General features: G+C 69.0%; 1 protein-coding gene and 1 pseudogene. Both read right to left on the reverse strand.

Annotated features, from left to right (window positions below):
• Positions 1–644, reverse strand: a pseudogene (locus ACWD3C_RS48395) (hypothetical protein); the annotation flags it as partial.
• On the reverse strand, positions 641–1870 hold the full coding sequence (locus ACWD3C_RS48400) for a DUF3500 domain-containing protein (RefSeq protein WP_451155187.1): 1230 nt from the start codon (positions 1868–1870) through the stop codon (positions 641–643). The gene ACWD3C_RS48400 and the pseudogene ACWD3C_RS48395, both read right to left, overlap by 4 nt.
• Positions 1871–2197: the final 327 nt, after the last annotated feature.

Genomic DNA, 2197 nt, shown 5'->3' on the forward strand with positions numbered 1-2197 from the left:
AGCTTCAGCATGGCGAGGAAGCCGCGCCAGGCGCTGCCCTCGCCGAGGTCGACCTTCAGGGCCGGGACGGTCATGGTCCGGGTGTCGACCCGGATGGTGCCGACCTGGGTGGTGCCCTCGTCTTCGATCTGCCCGGCGGCCCAGTCCTGACGGACCGTCACCAGGGCGGTGTGCGTGATGACCTGGTGGACGATGACGTCGTAGTCGAAGGTGAAGCGCCGTACGTCGGTGCCGGCCGGCGGGGTGAGCACGGCCTCGGCGACCAGCTCACGGTAGGGGCCGGTGGAGGTCTGCTCGGTGCTGCTGAGGCTCAGTTCGCCGATGCTGACCTGCCAGGCCTTGCCCCCGGTGCTGGTCGGGTGGATGTGCTTGCCGAGGTAGGTCCGGATGGCCTCGGCCTTTCCGGACAGCGTGGCCTGGGTGGTGTCGCTCAGGTCGATCCCGCTGGCCCGGGAGAAGTCGTCGGCCGGCAGTTCCAGACGAGCACTCACCGAGGCCTGGTACACGTCGAGTTCCACCACCGAGTGCGGCATCGGATGCGCGGCGGCCGGCGACGCCCCGAGGAGGAGCGCCGCCGGTACCGCGATCGCGATCCCGGCCACCAGACGCAGTGCTGTGGTCAGCCAGTTTCGCGGTCGGGTCATGAGAAGGAGAACTCGTTGCCGTAGTCGCGGGTGTGGTCCCGGTAGACGGTGTGGTAGTGGACCTTGTCCTGGTAGACGAAGCCGTTCTGGCAGACGAACTCGATCCACACGCTGGGGCCGTCGATGCGGACGTAGTCTCCCTGGGTATCCAGGCCCGTGCCGCCGGAGTAGCCGATGTAGGTCTCGTTCAGCTCACGCGCGTAGGTCTTCATGAGCTTCTTCGCGGTGGCGTCGTCCACGCCCGCGACCCAGGGGTGGATCGCCTCCAGGACCAGCTTCTGCTGCTTGGGCGACAGCTCGCTGGCCTTGATGCCCTCCTTGGTCTCCGGGAACTGACCGTCCTCGCCCGGGCCGAGCAGCACGTCGTTGAAGGACTCGGACAGCTTGGCCTTGGCCAGCTGCTCCGTGCTCAGGCTGCCGGTCAGGGCGAGTATGCCGTTGCGGAACTTCGCCATCGGCTCGTACGTGGTGCCGTCGTCCGCGGTCCAGCTGGTGGGCTCCACGCCGGTGAAGAACGGGCTGGCGCCGGCCACCTTGCCGTCCTTGTAGGTGACGTTCACGGCGAGGTGGTGGCCGCCGAACTGCAGCTGCCAGGTGCCGTCGACCGACGGGGTGCCCAGGAAGGCCATGAGGTAGATGTCGCTGCCGTACCCTGCGCCGCCGCCTGCGCCGCCGCCGGGGTCGCCGGACGGTGGGGTGCCCGTGGGGGCGTCGGTGGCCGTGGCGCTCGGGTCCGCCGAGGCGGAGGGGTCGGCCGAGGCGGAGGGGTCGGCCGAGGCCTCGCTCGACGCGCTGTCCGTCGGCGCGGCGGGTCCGGAGCCGGAGCTCTCCGCCGAGGCCAGCTGGTCGTCGGCCAGGAGGGTCTCAAGGACGTGCTCGTAGCCGGTGCCCTTGCCGGTCCCCAGGGCCACCTTCAGCACGTTCTTCAGGGCGGCCAGCTGGTCGTCGCTCAGCGAGCCCGTCTGGATGCCGACCCGGCAGGACGACCCGCACGGCAGGTTCGACCACGCGGTCGCGTTCGCCTGGGAGTAGTCCAGGACCGTCGCCGCCTGCTGGTCGGAGTCCAGCGTGTTCAGGAACGCGTTGGCGGCGCTGACCACGGCCGCGACGCCGTTGGCCTTCTTGTCGACCGGGTAGTGGACACCGGCCTTCCTCGCGGCGCCCGTGGTCGTCGCGGCGTTGGCCGCCACGAATCCGCCCCCGACGAGGACCACACCGGCGGCCACGCCGGCTATGCCCCGCCAAGTCCGTCGGTTACGAGCCCGACTTGTTCTCTCTTTGCTCACGAACACTCCCTGAAGAAAAGGGTGGGGGACGGTGCGCCGACTCTGCGGGCGGCGGCGTCCAGAACACGCGCGCGCTGGATGAGAGAGCTATCAGCAATATTGTTGACAGCTCAAGGCGCGAGCCTTCGGGCCTGTCCCAATTGGATGGCGGGCACCCCATATACGGGAAATATCCTGGGCTCGTTGACAGGTTTCTCTCATTGCGGCTTCAGCCGCCGAAACGGGCGCGCGTCACGAGAAGACCGCCGTCCCGGCACCTTCTCCACC

It is taken from the genome of Streptomyces sp. NPDC002845, from assembly GCF_053591955.1.